The sequence below is a fragment of the Affinibrenneria salicis genome, from assembly GCF_008710095.1.
Map to the genome: position 1 here is coordinate 289,643 of NZ_VYKJ01000001.1, position 21,902 is coordinate 311,544.

20 protein-coding genes are annotated in these 21,902 nt (G+C 59.0%); 6 read left to right on the forward strand and 14 right to left on the reverse strand.

All coding sequences use genetic code 11. The annotated features are described in order from the left end of the window. Positions 1-164: 164 nt before the first annotated feature. The 5 genes from surA to apaH are packed head-to-tail and all read left to right on the forward strand — an operon-like array spanning position 165 to position 4,514. Positions 165-1,460, forward strand: coding sequence for a peptidylprolyl isomerase SurA (surA, locus tag FJU30_RS01255; RefSeq protein WP_150433622.1), 1,296 nt, complete (start codon positions 165-167; stop codon positions 1,458-1,460). After that, the gene (pdxA, locus tag FJU30_RS01260) at positions 1,450-2,451 is read left to right on the forward strand and encodes a 4-hydroxythreonine-4-phosphate dehydrogenase PdxA (RefSeq protein WP_150433623.1); all 1,002 of its coding nucleotides are present in this window, start codon (positions 1,450-1,452) and stop codon (positions 2,449-2,451) included. Before surA ends, pdxA begins: the two co-directional genes overlap by 11 nt. Continuing rightward, positions 2,444-3,259, forward strand: coding sequence for a 16S rRNA (adenine(1518)-N(6)/adenine(1519)-N(6))-dimethyltransferase RsmA (gene rsmA, locus FJU30_RS01265; RefSeq protein WP_150433624.1), 816 nt, complete (start codon positions 2,444-2,446; stop codon positions 3,257-3,259). Before pdxA ends, rsmA begins: the two co-directional genes overlap by 8 nt. Before the next feature lie 17 nt (positions 3,260-3,276). Then, positions 3,277-3,654, forward strand: a complete 378-nt coding sequence (gene apaG, locus FJU30_RS01270; protein ID WP_150433625.1) for a Co2+/Mg2+ efflux protein ApaG — start codon at positions 3,277-3,279, stop codon at positions 3,652-3,654. 2 nt (positions 3,655-3,656) lie between these two features. After that, positions 3,657-4,514 carry a bis(5'-nucleosyl)-tetraphosphatase (symmetrical) ApaH gene (gene apaH / locus FJU30_RS01275; protein WP_150433626.1) on the forward strand — a complete coding sequence of 286 codons (858 nt, stop codon included), beginning with the start codon at positions 3,657-3,659 and terminating at the stop codon, positions 4,512-4,514. Positions 4,515-4,798: 284 nt separating this feature from the next. Here the strand turns inward: apaH and folA are convergent, their stop codons facing one another. The 13 genes from folA to ribF form a co-directional block, all read right to left on the reverse strand. Continuing rightward, on the reverse strand, positions 4,799-5,281 hold the full coding sequence (gene folA, locus FJU30_RS01280) for a type 3 dihydrofolate reductase (protein ID WP_150433627.1): 483 nt from the start codon (positions 5,279-5,281) through the stop codon (positions 4,799-4,801). A gap of 106 nt (positions 5,282-5,387) precedes the next feature. Continuing rightward, the gene (locus FJU30_RS01285) at positions 5,388-5,858 is read right to left on the reverse strand and encodes a threonine/serine exporter (RefSeq protein WP_150433628.1); all 471 of its coding nucleotides are present in this window, start codon (positions 5,856-5,858) and stop codon (positions 5,388-5,390) included. Next, positions 5,849-6,625 (reverse strand): threonine/serine exporter family protein, encoded by a 777-nt coding sequence (locus FJU30_RS01290; protein WP_150433629.1) that lies wholly within the window; start codon positions 6,623-6,625, stop codon positions 5,849-5,851. The genes FJU30_RS01285 and FJU30_RS01290 overlap by 10 nt, the downstream gene beginning before the upstream one ends. A 405-nt stretch (positions 6,626-7,030) precedes the next feature. Next, positions 7,031-7,954 carry an SDR family oxidoreductase gene (locus tag FJU30_RS01295; RefSeq protein WP_150433630.1) on the reverse strand — a complete coding sequence of 308 codons (924 nt, stop codon included), beginning with the start codon at positions 7,952-7,954 and terminating at the stop codon, positions 7,031-7,033. A 222-nt stretch (positions 7,955-8,176) separates the two neighbouring features. Beyond that, a complete protein-coding gene (gene carB / locus FJU30_RS01300; RefSeq protein ID WP_150433631.1) occupies positions 8,177-11,401 on the reverse strand; it encodes a carbamoyl-phosphate synthase large subunit in 3,225 nt (1,074 codons plus the stop codon). A 14-nt stretch (positions 11,402-11,415) separates the two neighbouring features. Then, positions 11,416-12,564: a glutamine-hydrolyzing carbamoyl-phosphate synthase small subunit gene (gene carA / locus FJU30_RS01305; RefSeq protein ID WP_150433847.1), complete on the reverse strand. Its 1,149-nt coding sequence runs from the start codon at positions 12,562-12,564 to the stop codon at positions 11,416-11,418. Positions 12,565-12,729: 165 nt separating this feature from the next. Further along, a complete protein-coding gene (locus tag FJU30_RS01310) occupies positions 12,730-12,978 on the reverse strand; it encodes a hypothetical protein (protein WP_150433632.1) in 249 nt (82 codons plus the stop codon). 22 nt (positions 12,979-13,000) lie between these two features. After that, positions 13,001-13,822 carry a 4-hydroxy-tetrahydrodipicolinate reductase gene (gene dapB / locus FJU30_RS01315; protein ID WP_150433633.1) on the reverse strand — a complete coding sequence of 274 codons (822 nt, stop codon included), beginning with the start codon at positions 13,820-13,822 and terminating at the stop codon, positions 13,001-13,003. 286 nt (positions 13,823-14,108) lie between these two features. After that, positions 14,109-15,059: a 4-hydroxy-3-methylbut-2-enyl diphosphate reductase gene (gene ispH / locus FJU30_RS01320; RefSeq protein ID WP_150433634.1), complete on the reverse strand. Its 951-nt coding sequence runs from the start codon at positions 15,057-15,059 to the stop codon at positions 14,109-14,111. Further along, positions 15,040-15,510, reverse strand: a complete 471-nt coding sequence (fkpB, locus tag FJU30_RS01325; protein ID WP_150433635.1) for an FKBP-type peptidyl-prolyl cis-trans isomerase — start codon at positions 15,508-15,510, stop codon at positions 15,040-15,042. Before fkpB ends, ispH begins: the two co-directional genes overlap by 20 nt. 3 nt (positions 15,511-15,513) lie before the next feature. Beyond that, a complete protein-coding gene (gene lspA / locus FJU30_RS01330) occupies positions 15,514-16,023 on the reverse strand; it encodes a signal peptidase II (protein ID WP_150433636.1) in 510 nt (169 codons plus the stop codon). Further along, positions 16,023-18,851 carry an isoleucine--tRNA ligase gene (ileS, locus tag FJU30_RS01335; RefSeq protein WP_150433637.1) on the reverse strand — a complete coding sequence of 943 codons (2,829 nt, stop codon included), beginning with the start codon at positions 18,849-18,851 and terminating at the stop codon, positions 16,023-16,025. Before ileS ends, lspA begins: the two co-directional genes overlap by 1 nt. A 35-nt stretch (positions 18,852-18,886) precedes the next feature. Next, positions 18,887-19,828 (reverse strand): bifunctional riboflavin kinase/FAD synthetase, encoded by a 942-nt coding sequence (gene ribF, locus FJU30_RS01340; RefSeq protein ID WP_150433638.1) that lies wholly within the window; start codon positions 19,826-19,828, stop codon positions 18,887-18,889. 361 nt (positions 19,829-20,189) lie between these two features. Here ribF and rpsT point away from each other — a divergent pair, with 361 nt between their 5' ends. Continuing rightward, positions 20,190-20,453, forward strand: a complete 264-nt coding sequence (gene rpsT, locus FJU30_RS01350) for a 30S ribosomal protein S20 (protein ID WP_150433639.1) — start codon at positions 20,190-20,192, stop codon at positions 20,451-20,453. A 229-nt stretch (positions 20,454-20,682) separates the two neighbouring features. Here rpsT and dnaJ read toward each other — a convergent pair whose 3' ends face one another. Further along, the gene (dnaJ, locus tag FJU30_RS01355) at positions 20,683-21,819 is read right to left on the reverse strand and encodes a molecular chaperone DnaJ (protein WP_150433640.1); all 1,137 of its coding nucleotides are present in this window, start codon (positions 21,817-21,819) and stop codon (positions 20,683-20,685) included. Positions 21,820-21,902 lie beyond the last annotated feature (83 nt).

Sequence of the window (21,902 nt, forward strand, 5' to 3'; positions counted from 1 at the left end):
GTACGGTAACGACAGTCTCCCCCCGCTCATGCCGGGCGGAGAGCGCGGAACCCTTCGCGCCGCGTCGGCCTGAACACCGGGGGATTGCGGTAACGTCAGGCAAAACACACCGGGTGCCGGATATCAATGTTAACCCGCTCAGGCGGACAGATAATGGGAAAGGTATGAAGAACTGGAGAATGCTGATTCTCGGGCTGGCTTTGAGCGCCAACACTGTGTTTGCCGCGCCGCAGGTCGTCGATAAAGTCGCGGCGGTGGTAGATAACGGCGTGGTGCTGGAGAGTGACGTCAATGGCCTGTTTCAGTCGGTAAAACAGAATGCCCGCCAGGCGGGTCAACAGTTGCCGGATGACGACACGCTGCGCCACCAGATCATCGATCGCCTGATTATGGATAACATCATCCTGCAGAGCGCGGAGAGAATGGGTCTGCAGATCAGCGACGAACAGTTGGATCAGGCGATTACCCGCATCGCCGCGCAGAACCGCATGACGCTCGATCAGCTGCGTCAACAACTGTCCTATGAGGGCCTCAGCTACAGCGCTTATCGCGGCCAGATCCGCAAAGAGATGCTGATCGCTGAAGTACGTAATAATGAAGTTCGCCGTCGCGTCACTATTTTGCCGCAGGAAGTGGACGCGCTGGCTAAACAAATCGCCGGCCAGGCCGGGGAAGGCGCGGAATTCAACCTGAGCCATATCCTAATCCCGCTGCCGGAAAACCCCAGCCAGCAACAGGTGGACGACGCCGAAAAACTGGCGCGCTCGCTGGTGGCCGAGGCGCAGAAAGGCGCCGACTTCGGTAAGCTGGCTATCTCCTACTCGGCGGACTCCCAGGCGCTGCAGGGCGGCCAGATGGGTTGGGGCCGGCTGCAGGAACTGCCGACGCTGTTCGCCCAACGGCTGGTGACCGCCAAAAAAGGCGAAGTCGTCGGCCCGATCCGCTCCGGCGTCGGTTTCCATATTCTGCGCGTCAACGATATCCGCGGCGGCGACCAGACGGTATCCGTGCTGGAAACCCATGCCCGCCACATCCTGCTGAAACCGTCGGTGGTCATGACCGACGACCAGGCGCGCGCGAAACTGGAAGAAGTGCTGCAGAATATCCGCAGCGGCCGCTCTGATTTCGCCACCCAGGCCAGACAGCTGTCGCAGGATCCCGGCTCCGCCAACCAGGGCGGCGATCTGGGCTGGGCATCGCCGGATATGTACGATCCCACCTTCCGCGATACCCTGCTGAAACTGAAAAAAGGCGAAATCAGCGCGCCGGTTCACTCCTCGTTCGGCTGGCACCTTATTCAGTTGCTGGATACCCGTCAGGTGGATAAAACGGACGCCGCCCAGAAAGAGCGGGCTTACCGCATGCTGTTCAACCGTAAGTTCGCTGAAGAAGCGCAGACCTGGATGCAGGAACGTCGCGCCGCGGCCTATGTCAAAATCATCAACGACAATGACCGTTAACGACATCCCCCGCCGGATTGTCATCACGCCCGGCGAACCCGCCGGGATTGGTCCCGATCTGGTGGTGACGCTGGCTCAACAGGCCTGGCCTGTTGAGCTTGTTGTTTGTGCCGATCCGCAACTGTTGCGCGCGCGCGCTCAGCAGCTTCGCCTGCCGCTCACCCTGTGCGACTATCGCGCCGATCAGCCCGCCCGTCCTCAGCCGGCAGGGTCGCTGACGCTGCTGCCGGTCGCGCTGAATCAGCCGGTTCGGGCTGGTCAGCTTGATGTCGGCAACGGCCGCTATGTGGTGGAAACCCTGGCGCGCGCCTGCGATGGCTGTCTGAACGGCGAGTTCGCCGCGCTGGTCACCGGGCCGGTGCACAAAGGCGTGATCAACGACGCCGGCGTACCGTTCAGCGGACACACCGAATTCTTCGCCGATCGCAGCGGCTGTCGACGCGTGGTCATGATGCTGGCTACCGAGAGTCTGCGGGTGGCGCTGGCGACCACTCACCTGCCGCTGCTCGACGTTCCGGCCGCCATCACCCGGCAAACGCTGCACGAGGTCATTACGATTTTGCATCACGATCTGCAGCGTAAATTCGGCATCGAACAGCCGCAGATTTATGTCTGCGGACTGAATCCGCACGCCGGCGAAGGCGGCCATATGGGGCGTGAAGAGCTGGACATCATCATTCCCGCGCTGGAAGAACTGCGTCAGCGCGGTATCCGGCTGATCGGCCCGTTGCCGGCCGATACGCTGTTTCAGCCCAAATATCTGCAGCCCGCGGATGCGGTGCTCGCCATGTATCACGATCAGGGGCTGCCGGTGCTGAAATACCAGGGCTTTGGCCGGGCGGTGAATATCACCCTGGGTCTGCCGTTTATCCGTACCTCTGTCGATCACGGCACCGCGCTGGAACTGGCCGCGACCGGAGAAGCCAGCGTGGGCAGCCTCACGACGGCGCTCAATCTTGCCATTAAAATGATAAATAATCGTAATGAATAATCGAGTTCATCAGGGCCACTTCGCCCGCAAGCGTTTTGGACAAAACTTTTTAAGCGATCGCTTCGTAATTGACAGCATCGTCTCCGCCATTCATCCGCTGCCAGGCCAGGCGATTGTGGAAATTGGCCCCGGCCTCGGCGCGTTGACCGGGCCGGTTGCCGAACGAATCGACCGTTTCACCGTGATCGAGCTGGACCGCGATCTGGCGGCCCGGCTGGAAACGCATCCGGTATTAAAAGACAAGCTGACCATCGTGCAGCAGGATGCGATGACGGTGAATTTCGCCGATATGGCCGAACAGGCTGGTCAGCCGCTGAGGGTATTTGGTAACCTGCCGTATAATATTTCAACGCCGCTGATGTTCCACCTGTTTAGTTATACTCACGCTATTCAGGATATGCACTTCATGTTGCAGAAAGAGGTGGTTAATCGGCTGGTCGCCGGTCCGGACAGCAAGGCCTACGGCCGTTTGAGCGTGATGGCGCAATACTATTGTCAGGTGATTCCGGTGCTGGAAGTTCCGCCGACCGCCTTTAAACCGGCGCCTAAAGTTGATTCCGCGGTGGTTCGTCTGGTGCCTCATCAAACGCTGCCCCATCCGGTCAGCGATCTGCGTCTGCTGAGCCAGCTCACCACCGAAGCTTTTAACCAGCGCCGGAAAACCCTGCGCAACAGTCTGGGACACCGATTTACCCCGGAGCAGTTGACCGAACTGGGCATCGATCCCGCCCGCCGCGCGGAGAATGTTTCCGTTGAGCAATACTGCCGCCTGGCGAACTGGCTTAGCGCCCACCCCGCCGCGCAGTAATCACAGGAGTTGCCGAGATGATCGATGCCCCCCGCGTATGTGTTCAGGTTCAGAGCATTTACATTGAAGCCCAGTCCAGCCCGGACGAAGAGCGCTATGTGTTTGCCTACACCATCACTATCCGTAATCTGGGGCGGCATAGCGTGCAGTTACGCGGACGCCACTGGCTAATCACCAACGCCAACGGACGCCAGACCGAAGTGCACGGCGAAGGCGTGGTCGGCGCACAGCCCGTGATCGATCCCGGCAGCGAATTCCAGTACACCAGCGGCGCCATACTGGAAACGCCTTTAGGCACGATGGAAGGACATTACCTGATGACCGACCACCAGGGCGAGAGTTTCCACGTAGAGATTCCGGTATTCCGTCTGGCTATTCCCTCACTGATACATTAATTATGTCGACTTATCTGATTGGCGATGTTCACGGCTGTCTGGCCGAACTACAGGCGCTGTTGGCGCAGGTTTCTTTCGATCCGCAGCGGGACACGCTGTGGCTGACCGGCGACCTGGTGGCGCGCGGGCCTGATTCGCTGGGCGTCTTGCGTTACGTGCGCTCGCTGGGCGATTCGGTACGCGTCGTACTGGGCAATCACGATCTGCATTTGCTGGCCGTCTATGCCGGCATCAGCCGCAGTAAACCCAAAGATCGGCTGATGCCGCTGCTTAACGCGCCGGACGCGGACGAGCTGATTAACTGGCTGCGCCACCAGCCGATTCTGCAGGTGGATGACGAACGGCGGCTGGTGATGGCTCACGCCGGCATTACCCCGCAGTGGGATCTGGCAACCGCGCGTCTGTGCGCGCACGAAGTCGAATCCATTCTGGCCAGCGACAGCTATCCGCTGTTTCTGGACGCCATGTATGGCGACATGCCCAATCACTGGAGTCCCGAGCTAAGCGGTCTTGCGCGTCTGCGTTTCAGTACCAATGTGTTTACCCGCATGCGCTATTGCTTTTCCGGCGGACAGTTGGATATGCAGTGCAAGGAGCCGCCTTCGCACGCCCCCTGGCTGCTCAAACCGTGGTTTGATATCCCGGGGCCGATAGCCAGCGAATACGCCATTGTCTTCGGCCACTGGGCGTCGCTGGAAGGGAAAGGCACGCCGCCGGGCATCTATGGGCTGGACACCGGCTGCTGCTGGGGCGGAAATCTTACTCTGCTGCGCTGGGAGGATAAACGCTACTTCACCCAGCCTTCCCTCGCTCAGTCCTTGCCGGAGGACAACGACGCCGCATCCGGCACCGCAGGCTGAGCGCCGCCGTTACGGCGCTGCCCGTTGCTGACGACGGGCAGCCAGATTCCGCCGCCTAAAATTCCCGATAATACAGGCGCGCTGCCGGTTGACGCCGCGCGCGCCGGATCGCGCAGTCTGTCCTGATTCAATCCCGATGTTGTTTTCATGTCCACGTCCACTGGCTGTTTTTTCCAACCATACGCGGCCAGTATGACTGTCGTGTGTCAACGGCGGAGCAGATATAAGGAGAGCGGGCGCCGTAAGAAAAAGAGAATTAGCGCGCCCGTTGAGCCCGTAGCGAATTAACGGCGTTCGAGGATTTCAAAGCAGTAGCTGTGACTATTGTTTTCGTCGGCGTCATGGAATTCGCTGAACGTCATCTGCCATTCGTCCGGCTCATAGTCCGGGAAATGGGTATCGCCCTCGACTTCCGCATCGATATGGGTCAAATAGAGCCGCTGCGCCTGCGGCAACAGCTGTTTATAGACATTGCCTCCGCCGATCACCATCACTTCCTCGACCTCGCCCGCGGCGCTTAACGCCTGCTCCAGTGAGGTTACCCATGTCACGCGCGGGTCGTCGCCCGGGCGGCGGCTCAGAACAATATTGAGCCGGCCGGGCAGCGGCTGCCCGATGGACTCGAACGTGTTACGCCCCATAATGATGGGCTTTTTGAGGGTGTTGCGCTTAAACCACGCCAAATCGGCCGGCAAATGCCACGGCATGGCGTTTTCCATACCGATTACGCGATCTACTGCCAGTGCGGCAATCAAACTAATAACCATGGTAAAACCCTACAGGCGATAAAATTGGTGCCACTATACGGAAAGGCCGCGCACTCGTCGATAACGTTACCCGGCGCGGCGAATAATATAAGAGTGCTCCGACCGGCTACACCCCGGGCCGCTTGCGGTACAGCCAAATCCCCGGCAGCGACAGCCCGATGGAAAGCGCGCCGACGATAAAACTGGCTTTGAGAAAATGAGTGATCAGCGTCTGCATCAGCGCCTCGCTATAACCCTGATGAGACAGCTGCACAACGGAAATCATCGCCGTATAGGCCGAAATCCCCGGAAACATCGGGATCACCGCCGCCACCGTAAACACCTTCGGGTGCGCCAGCAGCCAGCGCGACCAGCGGATGCCGATGATGCCGATCATGATCGAGGCCAGGAACGAGGCCCATTCGATATGCAAGCCAAAATGGATCAGCAGAAAACGCGCGCCGTGTCCCAGCGCGCCGAGCAGCGCGCAGTAGTGCAGCGCGCGCACCGGCACATTAAACACCATGGCGAAACCAAGCGCGGGAACCGCCGCCAGCGCCATATCCTGAATTAATGCCCACATCAACGCTAAGACCATCCGTGCAACCCCCATAACGCCATCGCGGATACCACGCCGATACAGGTCGACAGCGTCAGCAGGCTGGCCATCGCCCAGCGCGCCAGCCCGGTATTCACATGTCCCTTAAACATATCCGCGATCGCGTTGATCAGCGGAAAGCCCGGCACCAGCAGCAGCACGCTGGCCGCCATCGCCACCGTGGACGAATGCTGCAGCACGGGCAGACGCATCAGCAGTCCGGATGCGGAGGTCGCGACGAAGGCGGTGATGCAGAAGTTAATCATCGGATTGAGATGCCGGGCGGTCAGGAGCTGGCGCACATACATCGCCAGCCCGCTGGCGAGCAGCGCGACCAGAAAAGCATCCCAGCCGCCGCCGTTCAGCCGACTAAAACAGCCGCACGATAACCCGACGGTGGTGACCACCAGCCAGCGCGGATAGCGCAGCGGACGAATATGGCTGAAACGCTTTTCCACGTCGACCACGTCCAGCAGGCGATGCTCCGCCATAATCACCACATGCTGCACTTCCGTGACCACGTGCATATTGATACCGCGATCCACATTCTTACGCGTCGACGTCAGGCAATGTCCGTGCATAATGGTCGTCAACACAATCGCGTTGGCGGAGATGGAGCTTTCGACGCTGTCCACCCCGAGAGCGACGCCCAGCCGGGAAGACAGCTGTTCCACTACCGTACTTTCCGCGCCGTGCTGCAACAGCAATAGCGCGCACTGAATACACAAGCGGGTAATTTCCCGCTGCGATGTTTCTGCATCGATCATGTAAATTTACTGCCCCCAGCCCGAAAAAATATACCCGGCGGATAGTACGCTGTCGGCAGGCGCCTGTATGCGAATCCCGCCTCACTATCATTGAGCGCAGCCAACGCGCCTGCTACCGGCAAGATGACGGATATAACCATAAATAATGGAAGGACACTTGTTAACATATTGCCGGCAAATAACCAAGATGAGCAGAAAGAAATAAGTTTAGCGCCGTTATTATACGCCTTTCTTGCGCCGCCGGAGCGCCGATTATGGCGGGGCAGGATTGGTCCGACGACAAGGCCCGGGAAGGCTCCCGGGCCGGGAGGAAAGCCGCGCCATTTCCGCCGCTAAACGACTGCGGCGGAAGAGACCGACGCGGCAAAGACATGGCGAATTAGATTATCGCGGCCTCAGGAGCGGCTATAGCGTGCCGGTGCCGCCATCGGCGCACCACACCTGGCCTGAAGCGTAACTGCTCTCGGCCGACGCCAGGGTAACGTACAGCGGCGCGATCTCCACCGGTTGTCCCGGCCGTCCCATCGGCGAACTGGCGGCGAATTGCTGCACCGCGTCCATCGGCTGACCGCCGCTCGACTGCAGCGGCGTCCAGTACGGCCCCGGCGCTACCGCATTGACCCGAATACCCTGGCCGGCCACCTGTTTAGCCAGCGCTTTGGTGAACGCCACGTTGCAGGCTTTCGTCTGGGCATAATCCAGCAAAATGGCGCTGGGATTAAAGGCCTGTACCGAGGAGCTGTTAATGATCGTCGCGCCGGGTTGCATGTGCGGCAACGCCGCCTTGCTGATCCAGAACGGCGCGTAAACGTTAGTGCGGAACGTGGCGTCGAACGCCTCCGTCGTCAGTTCGGCGATCGACTCGGTAAACTGCTGGCGCCCGGCGTTATTGACCAGAATATCCAGTCCGCCCAGTTGTTTCACCGCCTCGCTCACCAGCTGCCGGCAAAACGCTTCCTCGCGAATATCGCCGGGGATCGCCACCGCGTTACGGCCCTCGGCGCGGATCAACGTCAGCACTTCCTGCGCATCGGACTCCTCTTCCGGCAGATAATTAATCGCCACGTCGGCGCCCTCCCGGGCATAGGCGATCGCCACCGCCCGGCCAATGCCGGAATCGCCGCCGGTGATCAACGCCTTACGCCCGGTCAGCCGGCCGCTGCCCCGATAGCTTTGCTCGCCGTGATCCGGCAGCGGCTGCATCTTGCTGGCCAGCCCCGGCGGCGTCTGCGGCTGACTGACGAAGGGCGGCCGAGGATAAGCCTCCAGCGGATTTTTTCCATTCGACGCCGGCGTGCAAGACGGCCCTTTCTTTACCGTTGAACCCATACTCACCTCCAGAAAAATGAATGTTGAACGGATGAAAATCATTCATCCGCCGAGCGGTAATCAGTAAGGTAAGCGTAGACGCCGGAGCAGTTTTTTTCAGGCTAATTGGTTTTTTATGCTGGAATAAAGAGGGTTTTATCGATGAATAATCCAGATAAACGCGAGCCGCTCAGCAGTATTCGCTGAACGGCTCGTGGGGTGACGCCAGTGGTTTACCGAGGGCTAGTCGCGGATGCTGGCGTGCATTTCCTGTACGGAGATCACCCGGTCGGTAGGATCGGCGCTCAGCGACATCGCGGTGGCAAAACCGCCGTTCATCGTCGTATCGTAATGTACCTTGTACTGCAGCGCGCTGCGACGGATCAGTTTAGAATCCTCGATCGCCTGACGTCCCGCAGTGGTATTCACGATATAGGTATACTCGCCGTTTTTGATCCGGTCCTGAATATGCGGACGACCTTCATGCACCTTATTGACCAGGCGCGGATTAATGCCGGCCTCGCCCAACACCACCGCTGTGCCGTGCGTCGCATCCAGTTCAAAGCCGTGCTTCAGCAGTTTGGCCGCCAGGTCCACCACGCGCGCCTTGTCGCCTCCGCGCACGGACAGCAGCGCGCGTCCGGTTTGCTTCATCTGCGAGTTGCTGCCCAACATGGCTTTGGCGAAGGCTTCGGCAAAGGTCCGCCCTACGCCCATCACTTCGCCGGTCGAACGCATTTCCGGCCCCAGAATCGGGTCGACGCCGGGGAATTTATTGAACGGCAGCACCACTTCCTTCACCGAGTAGTACGGCGGGATAACCTCTTCGGTCACGCCCTGCTGCGCCAGCGTCTGGCCGACCATCACGCGCGCCGCCACTTTCGCCAGCGAAACGCCGGTGGCTTTCGACACAAACGGCACGGTGCGCGCCGCGCGCGGGTTGACTTCGATCAGATACACTTCGTTGTTTTTCACCGCGAACTGCGCATTCATCAAACCGCGCACGCCCAGTTCAAACGCCAGTTTTTTCACCTGGTCGCGCATCACATCCTGAATATCCTTGCTCAGCGTATAGGCCGGCAGAGAACAGGCCGAGTCGCCGGAGTGTACGCCCGCCTGCTCGATGTGCTCCATGATGCCGCCGATCAGCACGCGTTCGCCGTCGCAGATGGCGTCGACGTCCACCTCGATCGCATCGTCGAGGAAACGGTCCAGCAGCACCGGCGCATCGTTGGACACCACCACCGCGTTCTGGAAATAGCGACGCAGGTCGATCTCGTCGTATACGATCTCCATCGCCCGGCCGCCCAGTACATAGGACGGACGCACCACCAGCGGATAACCGATAACGCTCGCCTTCTCCACCGCTTCGTCAATCGCCACCACGGTGGCGTTGGCCGGCTGTTTCAGCCCCAGACGCTCTACCGCGTGCTGGAAGCGCTCGCGGTCTTCCGCCCGGTCAATCGCGTCCGGGCTGGTGCCGATCACCGGCACGCCCGCCGCTTCCAGCGCGCGCGCCAGCTTCAGCGGCGTCTGGCCGCCGTACTGCACGATGACGCCCTTAGGCTGCTCAACGCGCACGATCTCCAGCACGTCTTCCAGCGTGACGGGTTCGAAGTACAGACGATCGGAGGTGTCGTAATCGGTCGACACGGTTTCCGGGTTGCAGTTGACCATGATGGTTTCATAACCGTCTTCGCGCAGCGCCAGCGAAGCGTGAACGCAACAGTAGTCAAACTCGATCCCCTGGCCGATACGGTTCGGCCCGCCGCCCAGCACCATGATCTTATCGCGATCCTGATTCGGGTTCGCCTCGCACTCTTCTTCATAGGTGGAGTACATATAGGCGGTGTCGGTCGCGAACTCGGCCGCGCAGGTGTCCACCCGCTTGTAGACCGGGTGCAGATTGAATTTCTCGCGCAACTGGCGAATCACGCTTTCGTCCACGCCGGCCAGTTTAGCCAGACGCGCATCGGCGAATCCTTTGCGCTTCAGGAAACGCAGGAACGCCGCATCCAGCGCGGCGACGCCCTTCTCCGCCACCTGTTCTTCCAGCCGCACCAGCTCTTCGACCTGCACCAGGAACCAGCGGTCGATGTTGGTCAGGCCGAACACGCCGTCGATCGACAGTCCGGCGCGGAAGGCGTCCGCCAGATACCAGATACGTTCGGCGCCGGCATCCTTCAGCTCGCGACGAATACGGGTCAGAGACTCCGGATCGTCCAGGTCGACCATCGGGTCCAGACCGGTCGCGCCGACCTCCAGCCCGCGCAGCGCTTTCTGCAGCGACTCCTGCTGGGTACGACCGATGGCCATCACTTCGCCGACGGATTTCATCTGCGTGGTCAGACGGTCGTTGGCGCCGGCGAATTTTTCAAAGTTGAAGCGCGGAATTTTGGTGACGACGTAATCGATGGACGGTTCGAACGACGCCGGGGTACGGCCGCCGGTAATGTCGTTCATCAGCTCATCAAGGGTATAGCCCACCGCCAGTTTGGCGGCGATTTTCGCAATCGGGAAACCGGTCGCCTTGGAAGCCAGCGCCGAAGAGCGCGATACGCGCGGGTTCATTTCAATTACGATCAGGCGGCCGGTTTTCGGGTTGACCGAAAACTGCACGTTGGAGCCGCCGGTTTCGACGCCAATCTCACGCAGCACCGCCATCGAGGCGTTACGCATGATCTGATATTCTTTATCGGTCAGGGTCTGCGCCGGCGCCACGGTGATCGAGTCGCCGGTATGGATGCCCATCGCGTCCAGGTTTTCGATCGAGCACACGATGATGCAGTTGTCATTCTTATCGCGCACCACCTCCATTTCGTACTCTTTCCAGCCGATCAGCGACTCATCGATCAGCAGTTCGTTGGTCGGCGACAAATCCAGACCGCGTTCGCAAATCTCTTCAAACTCTTCGCGGTTATAGGCAATACCGCCGCCGGTTCCGCCCATGGTGAAAGACGGACGAATGATACAGGGGAAACCCACATCGGCGGCCACGGCCAGCGCTTCTTCCATATTGTGCGCAATGCCCGAACGCGCCGTATCGAGGCCGATTTTTTTCATCGCCTTGTCAAAGCGCTGGCGGTCTTCCGCTTTATCGATCGCATCGGCGGTGGCGCCGATCATTTCCACGCCAAACTCGGCCAGCACGCCCTGCCGCTCCAGCTCCAGCGCGCAGTTGAGCGCCGTCTGCCCGCCCATGGTCGGCAAAACCGCGTCCGGCCGTTCTTTTTCGATAATCTTACGCACCACTTCCCAGTGAATCGGCTCGATGTAGGTGGCATCGGCCATATTCGGGTCGGTCATGATGGTCGCCGGGTTGGAGTTCACCAGGATAACGCGGTATCCCTCTTCGCGCAGCGCTTTACAGGCCTGAGCGCCTGAGTAGTCGAATTCACATGCCTGACCGATAACAATCGGGCCCGCACCAAGGATCAGGATGCTTTTAATATCTGTACGTTTTGCCATGGTTCTGCTCCTGATTATTTACGGTTAGCACGGTAAGTCTGAATCAGTTCGATAAAGTGATCGAACAACGGCGCCGCGTCGTGCGGGCCGGGACTGGCCTCCGGGTGGCCCTGGAAGCTGAAGGCGGGTTTATCGGTGCGGTGGATGCCCTGCAGCGAGCCATCGAACAGAGACTTGTGCGTAACGCGCAGCGTCGCGGGCAGCGTGCTCTCATCCACGGCGAAACCGTGGTTCTGGGCGGTGATCATCACGCGGCCGGCATCCAGATCGCGTACCGGATGGTTGCCGCCGTGGTGGCCGAATTTCATTTTGATCGTTTTCGCGCCGCTGGCCAGACCCAGCAACTGATGCCCCAGACAGATGCCAAACACCGGAATATCGGTTTCCAGCAGCGTCTGAATCGCTTTGATGGCATAGTCGCACGGTTGCGGGTCGCCGGGGCCGTTGGACAGGAAGACGCCGTCCGGGTTCAGCGCCAGCACGTCTTCAGCGCTCGTCTGCGCCGGAACCACCGTCAGTCGGCAGCCGCGGTCGACCAGCATGCGCAGAATATTGCGTTTCGCGCCGTAGTCGTAGGCGACGACGTGGTACGGCAGCTCGCTTTCCTGCTTCGGCGCCGGCAAATCGCCGCTCAGCGTCCAGCTGCCCTGCAGCCAGCTATAGCGCTCGGCGGTGCTCACCTCTTTCGCCAGATCCATCCCCTTCAGGCCCGGAAAGGCTTTGGCCTTTTCCAGCGCCTGCGCGGCGTCCGGCGCGTCGCCGGCGATAATGCAGCCGTTTTGCGCGCCCTTCTCGCGCAGCAGACGCGTCAGCTTGCGGGTATCGATATCGGCAATGGCGACAATATTGTTGCGTTTAAGGTAGTCGGACAGGCCCTCTTCGCTGCGATAGTTGCTGGCGATCGGCGGAAGGTCGCGAATAACCAGACCCTGAGCCTGTATGGCGGAAGATTCTTCATCGCTGGCGTTGGTGCCGACATTACCGATATGGGGATAAGTGAGAGTGACAATCTGGCGGGAATAGGATGGATCAGTAAGGATTTCTTGATAACCGGTTATTGACGTATTGAAGACCACTTCCCCCACTGCCGTTCCCTCTGCCCCGATGGCCCGACCGTGAAACTGGGTTCCGTCTTCCAGAACCAATAGCGCTGACTTAATCAAAACATCCTCCAGGGAATAATAAATCATATTATTTGCATATTAATTCAGATTGCAGCATCAAAATCAACGCAAAAATCACCGGCGCGGTAAATTTTTGGCAAATTGGGCGCATTTTAATGATGGCCAGTGATTTTGTCTACACCAGACGGAGTTTTTACTGTTCTTTTATGCCTCTGATAAAGAATCTTCGCTTATTACAGCAAAAAGTCGCATCAACTTAGAGAAGAAAACGGTTGCAGGGCCGGGAAAATAATAAAAGAATATTATTTCAGCAATAGGCCCCGTCTTTCCCGCCTCAGTCGCCGTACAGGCATTAAATCCCACAAAAAATACGAAGAAAGGAAAAACCTGATAAAAACCGCCTCCATTAGCGGATAAATTAAAAAAATGGCGGAACATACCGCCATAAATCAATTTGTTACATTTTTATAAAATACTATAAACTATCCAGACCAAGCACATCTCTCATATCATAGAGGCCGGTTTTCGTGGTTCCGAGCCATATAGCGGCACGAACCGCGCCATTGGCGAAAGTCATGCGGCTTGAGGCCTTATGGGTAATCTCTATACGTTCGCCAATATCGGCAAACATCGCGGTATGTTCACCCACAATATCGCCGGCGCGCAGCGTGGCGAAACCAATGCTTTTCGCATCGCGTTCGCCGGTGTGCCCCTCGCGTGCATAGACGGCGCAGGTTTTCAGATCGCGCCCCAGCGCGGCGGCAATGGTTTCCCCCATGGCCAGCGCGGTGCCGGACGGCGCATCGACTTTGTGCCGGTGATGCGCTTCCAGAATTTCAATATCGGTGTAATCACCCATCACCTTCGCCGCTTTCTCCAGCAGTTTAAGCATCACGTTGACCCCGACGCTGAAGTTTGCCGCGAAAACGACCCCGATCTCATCGGCCGCCTGGCGGATTGCCGCTTTGCCCTGATCATCAAACCCGGTGGTGCCGATAACCACCGACTTATGCTGCCGACGGCAGAAATCCAGCATGGCCAGCGAGCCTTCGGGACGGGTAAAATCGATCAGAATATCGAAGTCGTCGCGCACCGCGTTCAGATCGCTGCTGATTTTGACGCCCAGTTCGCCGAGTCCGGCCAGTTCGCCCGCGTCGCTGCCCAACAGGGAAGAGCCCGCGCGTTCCAGTGCGGCGCCCAGCACGGCGCCTTCCGCCAGCTGCACGGCCTGAATCAACTGTCGGCCCATTCGGCCGCCGGCTCCCGCTATCGCAATACGGATCGCTGAATCCCCCATACTCCCTCTCTTATTTAATGACGGTTTATTCTGAATGGCCCCGGATTAACGCACGCAGCGACGCATAACCCGAGGACCAATAACATGATGAGAAAATTATGACAGAAAGACGGTGGAAAAATCAGTAAAAACTCTCGCGTCGTCACGCCATTCCCGCGTCTGACGGGGAAACGAAAGGGATAACGGCGCCAGAACGCATAAACATGCACTTTGGGCGCCGCATCGGTCGGCGCAACACCCGGCGACGGAGAACACGACGCGCCCGGCGATGCCGCCTGAAGACGAGTTAATCGACCTGCCTGACCTCGACCCGCAGCTCTTTGGGCACTTCAAAAACGATATTCTCTTCACGCCCTTCCAGTTCAAAAGCAACCTTGCCGCCGAGCGATTTCAGCCGATCGATCACCTGCCGCACCAGAATATCCGGCGCCGAGGCGCCGGCGGTGACGCCGACGCGCGTCACGCCGTTCACCCAGCTTTCCTGAATGTCCGTAGCGGCATCGATCAGATAAGCCGGCTTGCCGGCGCGCTGAGCCAGTTCAGCCAGCCGGTTGGAGTTTGACGAGTTTTTCGAGCCCACCACCAACACCACATCCGCGCTGTCGGCCAGATAGCGCACCGCTTCCTGGCGATTGGTGGTGGCGTAACAGATATCATCCTTGCGCGGCCCGACGATATTCGGGAAACGCGCGCGCAGCGCATCGATCACCGCATAGGTATCGTCAACCGACAGCGTCGTCTGCGTCATGAAGCACAGGTTATTTTCATTCTTGACCTGCAGCTGCCAGACATCTTCCGGCGCTTCGACCAGGTACATGCCGCCGGCCGGGTTGCTGTACTGCCCCATGGTGCCTTCCACCTCGGGGTGACCGGCATGGCCGATCAGGATCGCCTCGGTGCCTTTACGACTGGCGCGCGCCACTTCCATATGCACTTTAGTCACCAGCGGGCAGGTAGCGTCGAATACCGTCAGGTCGCGGCTTTTCGCCTCGGCCCGCACCGCCTGAGACACCCCGTGGGCGGAGAAAATCAGAATCGAGCCATCCGGCACTTCGCCGATTTCCTCGATAAAAATCGCGCCCCGGTTGCGCAGCCCGTCTACGACATAGCGGTTGTGCACCACTTCGTGCCGGACATAAATCGGCGTGCCGTAAATTTCCAGCGCGCGCTCGACAATGCTTATCGCCCGGTCGACGCCCGCACAAAACCCGCGCGGGTTAGCCAGCAAGATTTGCATGTTGTTCCTCCTGCTGCGGATCAATATCCAGCACTTCCAGATTAAAGGTCACCGTCTGTCCGGCGAGCGGATGATTAAAATCCACCGTAACGGACTCTTGCTCCACCGCGCGGATAACGCCCGGCATTTCATGGCCGGCTGCGCCGCTGAACACCATGATGGTGCCGACATCCGGCACCCCGGTACGGGAAAAGTCGCGCCGTAAGAAAAACTGGATCAAATCCGGGTTCACCGGGCCGAAGGCCGCTTCCGGTTCGAGAGTAAACTGCCTGCGATCCCCACGACTCAGCCCCAGCAACTGCCGCTCCAGCGCCGGCGACAGGCTACCGTCGCCGAGGCGAAACAGCACCGGTTTGCCGCGCTCTAGCGAGGACTCGGCGGTCGAACCGTCCGCCAGCGTCAGGGTAAAATGCACCAGAACGGCGCTGTCAGACTGTACCCTTTCCGACATGGTTTACCCTTTCTGTTGCGAGCCGGCCGACGCTGAAGGCGTTAAAAAGCCTTCCAGCACCACCAGCGCCGCGCCAATACAGATCGCGCTGTCGGCCAGGTTGAAGGTGGCGAAATGCCAGTCCCCGACGTAGAAGTCGATGAAATCAACCACAAAACCGTGCCACAGGCGATCGAACAGGTTACCCAGCGCGCCGCCGATAATCAGCGCATAAGCGATATTATTCAGCTTTTGCTGCGCCCGGCTGCGAAACATCATCACCAGCAGCGCGATCACGATAGCCACGGCGATACCGGCGAAGAACCAGCGCTGCCAGCCGCCGTGATCGGCCAGGAAGCTGAAGGCGGCGCCGTAGTTGCGCGCATAGTGCAGATTCAGAAAAGGCGCCAGCGGCCGGGTTTCGCCCAGCTGCAGGTGGCTCAGGATCCCCAGTTTACTGCCAAGATCGGCCAGCACCACCACCAGCGCTAGCCACAGCCAGCGCAATCCGCTCGAACAGATCGATTTACTCATCAGACAAACTTACGCTCTTCACCGCGTCCGCCGACGTTCGTCGCGCAGCGGCCGCAGACTTCAGGATGACTGGTGTCCGTACCAATATCGGTTTCATAATGCCAGCAGCGCGGGCACTTGTGCCCTTCCGCCTTGCTTAAGGCAATTTTCAAACCGGCAAGTTCACTTTGCTGTGCGTCGTCGCCCGCCGCGGCATACGCCGCCACCACGGCTTTCGACGTCAGCAACGCGAAATGCAGTTCCGGCTGCAGGCTGCGCAGTTTGCCGGCCAGCGCGTCGTCGGCATACAGCGTGACCGCCGCTTCCAGCGAGCCGCCGATACGCTTGTCGTTACGCGCCTGCTCGATCACCCGGTTCACCTCGGCGCGCACTTTCAGCACCTCGGCCCAGAAGGCGTCGTTCATTGTTTCGCCGTCGTCCAGCCCGAACAGACCGTCATACCACTCTTCGGTAAACACATACTGCGCGCGCTCGCCCGGCAGATACGCCCAGATTTCGTCCGCGGTAAAGGAAAGGATCGGCGCCATCCAGCGCACCAACGCCTCGGCGATATGGTACAGCGCGGTCTGGCAGCTGCGGCGCGCGATGCTGTCGCTCTTCGCGGTATACTGACGGTCCTTGATGATATCAAGGTAGAACGACCCCATCTCGATCGAGCAGAACTGCATCAGACGCTGCACCACGCGGTGGAAATCATAGCTGTCGTATGCCTGAACGATCTCTTCCTGCGCCGCCCGGGCGCAGCCGACCGCCCAGCGATCCAGCACCACCATCTCTTCCGGCTTCACCATATCGCGCTTCGGATCGAAACCGTTCAGGTTAGCCAACAGGAAGCGGGCGGTATTACGGATACGGCGATAGGCGTCGGCCGAACGCTTCAGAATCTCATCCGATACCGCAATCTCGCCGGAATAGTCGGTTGAACCGATCCACAGACGCAGAATATCGGCGCCCAGTTTATTCATGACGTCCTGCGGGCTGACGGTATTGCCGATGGATTTGGACATTTTCCGTCCCTGGCCATCGACGGTAAAGCCGTGAGTCAGCACCTGGCGGTACGGCGCCTTGCCTTTGATCGCGGTGGAAATCATCAGCGAGGACATGAACCAGCCGCGATGCTGGTCGGAACCTTCCAGATACATATCGGCGGAATGGCCGCCGAACTCCGGACGCACATCCACCACCGAAGCATGAGTGGAACCGGAGTCGAACCAGACGTCCAGCGTATCCGGCACTTTCACGTAGTCGGCCGCATCGGCGCCCAGGATATCGGCCGGATCCAGATCCCACCAGGCCTGAATGCCGTCCTGTTCGACGCGTTTCGCGACTTCTTCGATCAGTTCGTGGGTACGCGGATGCAGCTCTTCCGTCTCTTTATGCACGAACAGCGACATCGGCACGCCCCAGGTGCGCTGACGGGAAATACACCAGTCAGGGCGGTTGGCGACCATCGATTCAATCCGCGCCTGGCCCCAGTCGGGGATCCACTGCACGCTTTTGATCTCCGCCAGCGACTGTTTGCGCAGCCCCTTTTGATCCATGCTGACGAACCACTGCGGCGTAGCGCGAAAAATGATCGGCGATTTATGCCGCCAGCAGCACGGATAGCTGTGCAGCAGCTTTTCCACATGCAGCAACGCGCCGCTGGCACGCAGCATCTCGACAATTTTGTCGTTCGCCTTGAAGACGAACAGACCGTCCAGATCCGGATGCGTGCCGGACAGATAGCAACCGTTCGGGCCGACCGGGTTGGCGATCTCCAGACCGTATTGTTGACTGATCACATAGTCGTCCGGACCGTGGCCGCCGGCGGTATGCACCGCGCCGGTACCGGCATCGAGCGTAACGTGTTCGCCCAGAATCGCCGGCACGTCGAAATCCAGCAGCGGATGACGGAAGCGCAGCAGTTCCAGATCGCGCCCTTTCAACCGATTGTCGCTCAGCGCGCTAACACGGGCATCGCCGGCGATGCGCTGCGCCACCGACTCCGCCAGGCTATCGGCGACGATGATGTTTCTGCCGTCCACCTTAATCAGGACGTAATCAAACTCCGCATTCAGCGCAATCGCCCGGTTGGCCGGCAGGGTCCACGGCGTGGTGGTCCAGATAACCAACGCCACGTCTCCGTCAACCGCGTCCGGCGCTAAACCGAACTTCGCCAGCACGGCGGCGCGATCGACCGCGTTAAACGCCACGTCGATCGCCGGAGAGGTCTTGTCGTAATATTCAACTTCCGCCTCGGCCAGCGCCGAGCGACAGTCTACGCACCAGTGAACCGGTTTGGCGCCCTTCAACAGGTGGCCGTTATCGATGATTTTGCCCAGCGCCCGGATGATATTGGCTTCGGTGTTGAAATCCATCGTCAGATAGGGGCGATCCCAGTCGCCCAGCACTCCCAGACGGATGAAATCCTTTTTCTGCCCGGCGACCTGTTCCGCCGCATATTTGCGGCACTCGGCGCGAAATTCGGCGGCGCTGACCTTCTCGCCCGGTTTCCCCACCAGCTGTTCGACTTTCAGCTCGATCGGCAAACCGTGGCAGTCCCAGCCCGGCACATAAGGCGAATCATAGCCGGCCAGCGTTTTGGACTTAACAATAATATCTTTGAGAATTTTGTTAACCGAGTGACCAATGTGAATGTTGCCGTTCGCATACGGAGGGCCGTCGTGCAGGATAAAGGTTTTTTTACCTTTCTTAGCGTTACGGATAATCCCGTACAGATCCTGTTCATACCAGCGTTTCAGCATGTCGGGTTCGCGCCTGGCGAGATCGCCACGCATCGGGAACCCTGTTTCCGGCAAATTCAGGGTAGTCTTATAGTCACTCATTAGATTCTCGATTTCGTTTTCGGCTAGAGAAGAAATTAAACCGGTGTCTTTAACCCAAAAAACTCACGGGCCGTCACCACATCCAGGGCGATTTGCTGCTTCAGTGCGTCGAGCGAAGCAAACCGCTGTTCATTACGCAATTTTTTACGCAGTACGACTTCAATATGACGTCCATAAAGATCCATGGACACATCCAGTAAATGGACTTCAAGCTGCTGACGCCGATCGCCGTTCACGGTCGGACGAAAGCCGATATTAGCCACGCCGGCCAGCGGCTCCGCTCCGGCGCCATATACGCTGACCGCATAGACGCCGTTCACGGGAGAGACCTGACGTTTCAGCGAAATATTCGCCGTCGGGAATCCGAGGGTTCTGCCCAGTTCGTTGCCGTGGATAACCCGCCCGGAGATGCGATAAGGATGGCCCAGCAGGCTTTCCGCCAGCAGCAGCTCATCGTGACTCAGCGCTTCCCGCACCGCCGTGCTGCTCACCCGTTTACCGGCATTGCAGAAAGAGTCGGTGCTGATCACGTCGAAGCCAGCCTGAAGGCCAGCTCCCTGTAATAACAGGAAATCGCCCTTGCGGCCAGCGCCAAAGCGGAAGTCATCGCCCACCACCAGAAATTTCACGCCCAGCTTTTCCACCAGCAAATCATCGACGAAGGTCCGCGCGCTATTGGCGGCGAAATGGCGATCGAATCTCACGCACAGCAGGTAATCCACCCCGGCCTGCGCCAGGTAGTCGACCTTGTCGCGCAGACGCGTCAGGCGGGCCGGCGCGCCGTCAATCGCAAACAGTTCCTGCGGCTGAGGTTCAAAAATCATCACCATCACCGGCAGCCGGCGCTGGCGACCCTCCTGTTTTAGCCGCTCAAGCAGCATTTGATGCCCGCGATGAACGCCGTCGAAATTACCAATAGTGAGCACACAGCCATAATGGCGTGCCCGAAGATTGTGTATACCGCGAATTAGCTCCATAGCTGGCTCAAAACAGTGGAAATCGGCGGATTATACCTTGTACAGCGTGTAAGGTTAACCTTCGATTGTTGCCTTTTACCCGCGCCGGCGAGATAATCCGCTGCGCCGGCGCGACTTTTGCCGCGTCAGGCGCCCGGCGTCTCTGATGCCGGCCCGGCGACGCCGGCAAATACGAATTTTATCGCGCGAAAGGCTGTATTCCCCGCAATGAAGCTGTTAAAATCCTGCGCCATCACAACGTAACAAGCGTCGACGTACAAACGACGCTTATTTGCACAAATCCATTGACAAAAGAAGGCTAAAAGGGCATATTCCTCGGCCTTTGAATTGTCCTCGATAGAATATATTTGGGAGTTGGACCTTGGCTAATATCAAATCAGCTAAGAAACGCGCCGTACAGTCTGAGAAGCGCCGCAAGCATAACGCTAGCCGTCGCTCTATGATGCGTACTTTTATCAAGAAAGTATACGCGGCGATCGCTACTGGCGATAAAGAAGCAGCGCAGAAAGCCTTTAATGAAATGCAACCGATTGTGGATCGCCAGGCAAGCAAAGGCCTGATCCACAAGAACAAAGCTGCACGTCATAAAGCTAATCTGGCTAAGCAGATCAGCGCTATTCAGTAAGCACCGATCTTCGCTGCAGCGATTAAAAGAACCGGCTCAGGCCGGTTTTTTTGTGTCTGGCATTCGTCAGGCCGGGTGTACGCGGGCACAAAAAAACCGGCTGGGTTTAGCAGCCGGTTCGAGCGTCAGCGCAACCACGCCTACGGTATCCCTACCAGCCCGCGCCTGGCGGAGCGAGCGCAGTGCGGGGCGTCGGCACGGTATTTGCGGTGACGCGTAAACGCCGGGATTAACGCGTCAGGTCGTCAAAAAACTTCTTCACGCCGTCAAAGAAACTCTTCGAGCGCGGGCTGTTATGCTCGCCGGACGGGCCGCCAAAACTCTCGGACAGCTCCTGCAGCAGCTGTTTCTGGCGTTCATTCAGGCTAACCGGCGTTTCCACCACGACCCGGCACAGCAGATCGCCCTGCGCGCCGCCGCGCACCGACTTCACGCCCTTGCCGCGCATGCGGAACAGCTTGCCGGTCTGCGTTTCCGCCGGCACTTTCAGTTTCACCCGGCCATCCAGCGTCGGCACTTCGATTTCGCCGCCGAGAGCCGCCATGGCAAAATTGATCGGCACTTCGCAATACAGATTGCTTTCATCGCGTTCGAAAATCGGGTGTTTCTTCACCTGCACCTGTACGTACAGATCCCCGGCCGGCGCGCCGTGCTCGCCGGCTTCGCCCTCGCCCGACAGGCGGATGCGGTCGCCGGTATCCACGCCCGCCGGAATTTTAACCGACAGCGTTTTGCTTTTTTCTATCCGGCCGTGACCGTGACATTTGTTGCACGGATCTTTGATGATCTTGCCGCGGCCATGACAGTGCGGACAGGCCTGCTGTACGGTGAAGAAGCCCTGCCGCATCTGCACCTGGCCCGCGCCATGACAGGTCGGACAGGTAACCGGCGAGCTGCCTGGTTTCGCGCCGCTGCCGCGGCAGACATCGCATTCTTCCAGCGCCGGGATACGTATTTCTTTGGTTACGCCACGCACCGCCTCTTCCAGAGTCAGTTCCATGTTGTAGCGCAGATCGGACCCGCGGCTGGCGCGCTGACGGCGTCCGCCGCCGAAAATATCGCCAAAGACGTCGCCAAAGATATCACCGAAATCGGCCCCGCCGCCAAAACCGCCGCCGCCGCCACCGCCCATGCCGCCCTGTTCAAAAGCGGCATGGCCGTACTGATCGTAAGCGGCGCGCTTCTGCGCGTCGGTCAGAATTTCGTAGGCTTCTTTAACTTCTTTAAAGCGGGACTCAGCCTCTTTATCGCCCGGATTACGGTCCGGGTGGAACTTCATCGCCAGACGTTTATACGCCTTCTTGATTTCGCGCTCTTCCGCATCTTTGGAAACGCCCAAAATCTCGTAATAGTCTTGCTTCGCCATTGTTTTCTCAGCCCTCAACATGCGTACACGGGCGCAGAGTTTCCCCGACGCCCGTGCTGGTTGCCAGCAACAGTATTAAAGTT

Coding starts and splice junctions, on each gene's coding strand:
- surA (WP_150433622.1), top strand. CDS start 165: ATGAAGAACTGGAGAATGCTGATTCTCGGGCTGGCTTTGAGCGCCAAC.
- pdxA (WP_150433623.1), top strand. CDS start 1,450: ATGACCGTTAACGACATCCCCCGCCGGATTGTCATCACGCCCGGCGAA.
- rsmA (WP_150433624.1), top strand. CDS start 2,444: ATGAATAATCGAGTTCATCAGGGCCACTTCGCCCGCAAGCGTTTTGGA.
- apaG (WP_150433625.1), top strand. CDS start 3,277: ATGATCGATGCCCCCCGCGTATGTGTTCAGGTTCAGAGCATTTACATT.
- apaH (WP_150433626.1), top strand. CDS start 3,657: ATGTCGACTTATCTGATTGGCGATGTTCACGGCTGTCTGGCCGAACTA.
- folA (WP_150433627.1), bottom strand. CDS start 5,281: ATGGTTATTAGTTTGATTGCCGCACTGGCAGTAGATCGCGTAATCGGT.
- FJU30_RS01285 (WP_150433628.1), bottom strand. CDS start 5,858: ATGGTCTTAGCGTTGATGTGGGCATTAATTCAGGATATGGCGCTGGCG.
- FJU30_RS01290 (WP_150433629.1), bottom strand. CDS start 6,625: ATGATCGATGCAGAAACATCGCAGCGGGAAATTACCCGCTTGTGTATT.
- FJU30_RS01295 (WP_150433630.1), bottom strand. CDS start 7,954: ATGGGTTCAACGGTAAAGAAAGGGCCGTCTTGCACGCCGGCGTCGAAT.
- carB (WP_150433631.1), bottom strand. CDS start 11,401: ATGGCAAAACGTACAGATATTAAAAGCATCCTGATCCTTGGTGCGGGC.
- dapB (WP_150433633.1), bottom strand. CDS start 13,822: ATGGGGGATTCAGCGATCCGTATTGCGATAGCGGGAGCCGGCGGCCGA.
- ispH (WP_150433634.1), bottom strand. CDS start 15,059: ATGCAAATCTTGCTGGCTAACCCGCGCGGGTTTTGTGCGGGCGTCGAC.
- fkpB (WP_150433635.1), bottom strand. CDS start 15,510: ATGTCGGAAAGGGTACAGTCTGACAGCGCCGTTCTGGTGCATTTTACC.
- lspA (WP_150433636.1), bottom strand. CDS start 16,023: ATGAGTAAATCGATCTGTTCGAGCGGATTGCGCTGGCTGTGGCTAGCG.
- ileS (WP_150433637.1), bottom strand. CDS start 18,851: ATGAGTGACTATAAGACTACCCTGAATTTGCCGGAAACAGGGTTCCCG.
- ribF (WP_150433638.1), bottom strand. CDS start 19,828: ATGGAGCTAATTCGCGGTATACACAATCTTCGGGCACGCCATTATGGC.
- dnaJ (WP_150433640.1), bottom strand. CDS start 21,819: ATGGCGAAGCAAGACTATTACGAGATTTTGGGCGTTTCCAAAGATGCG.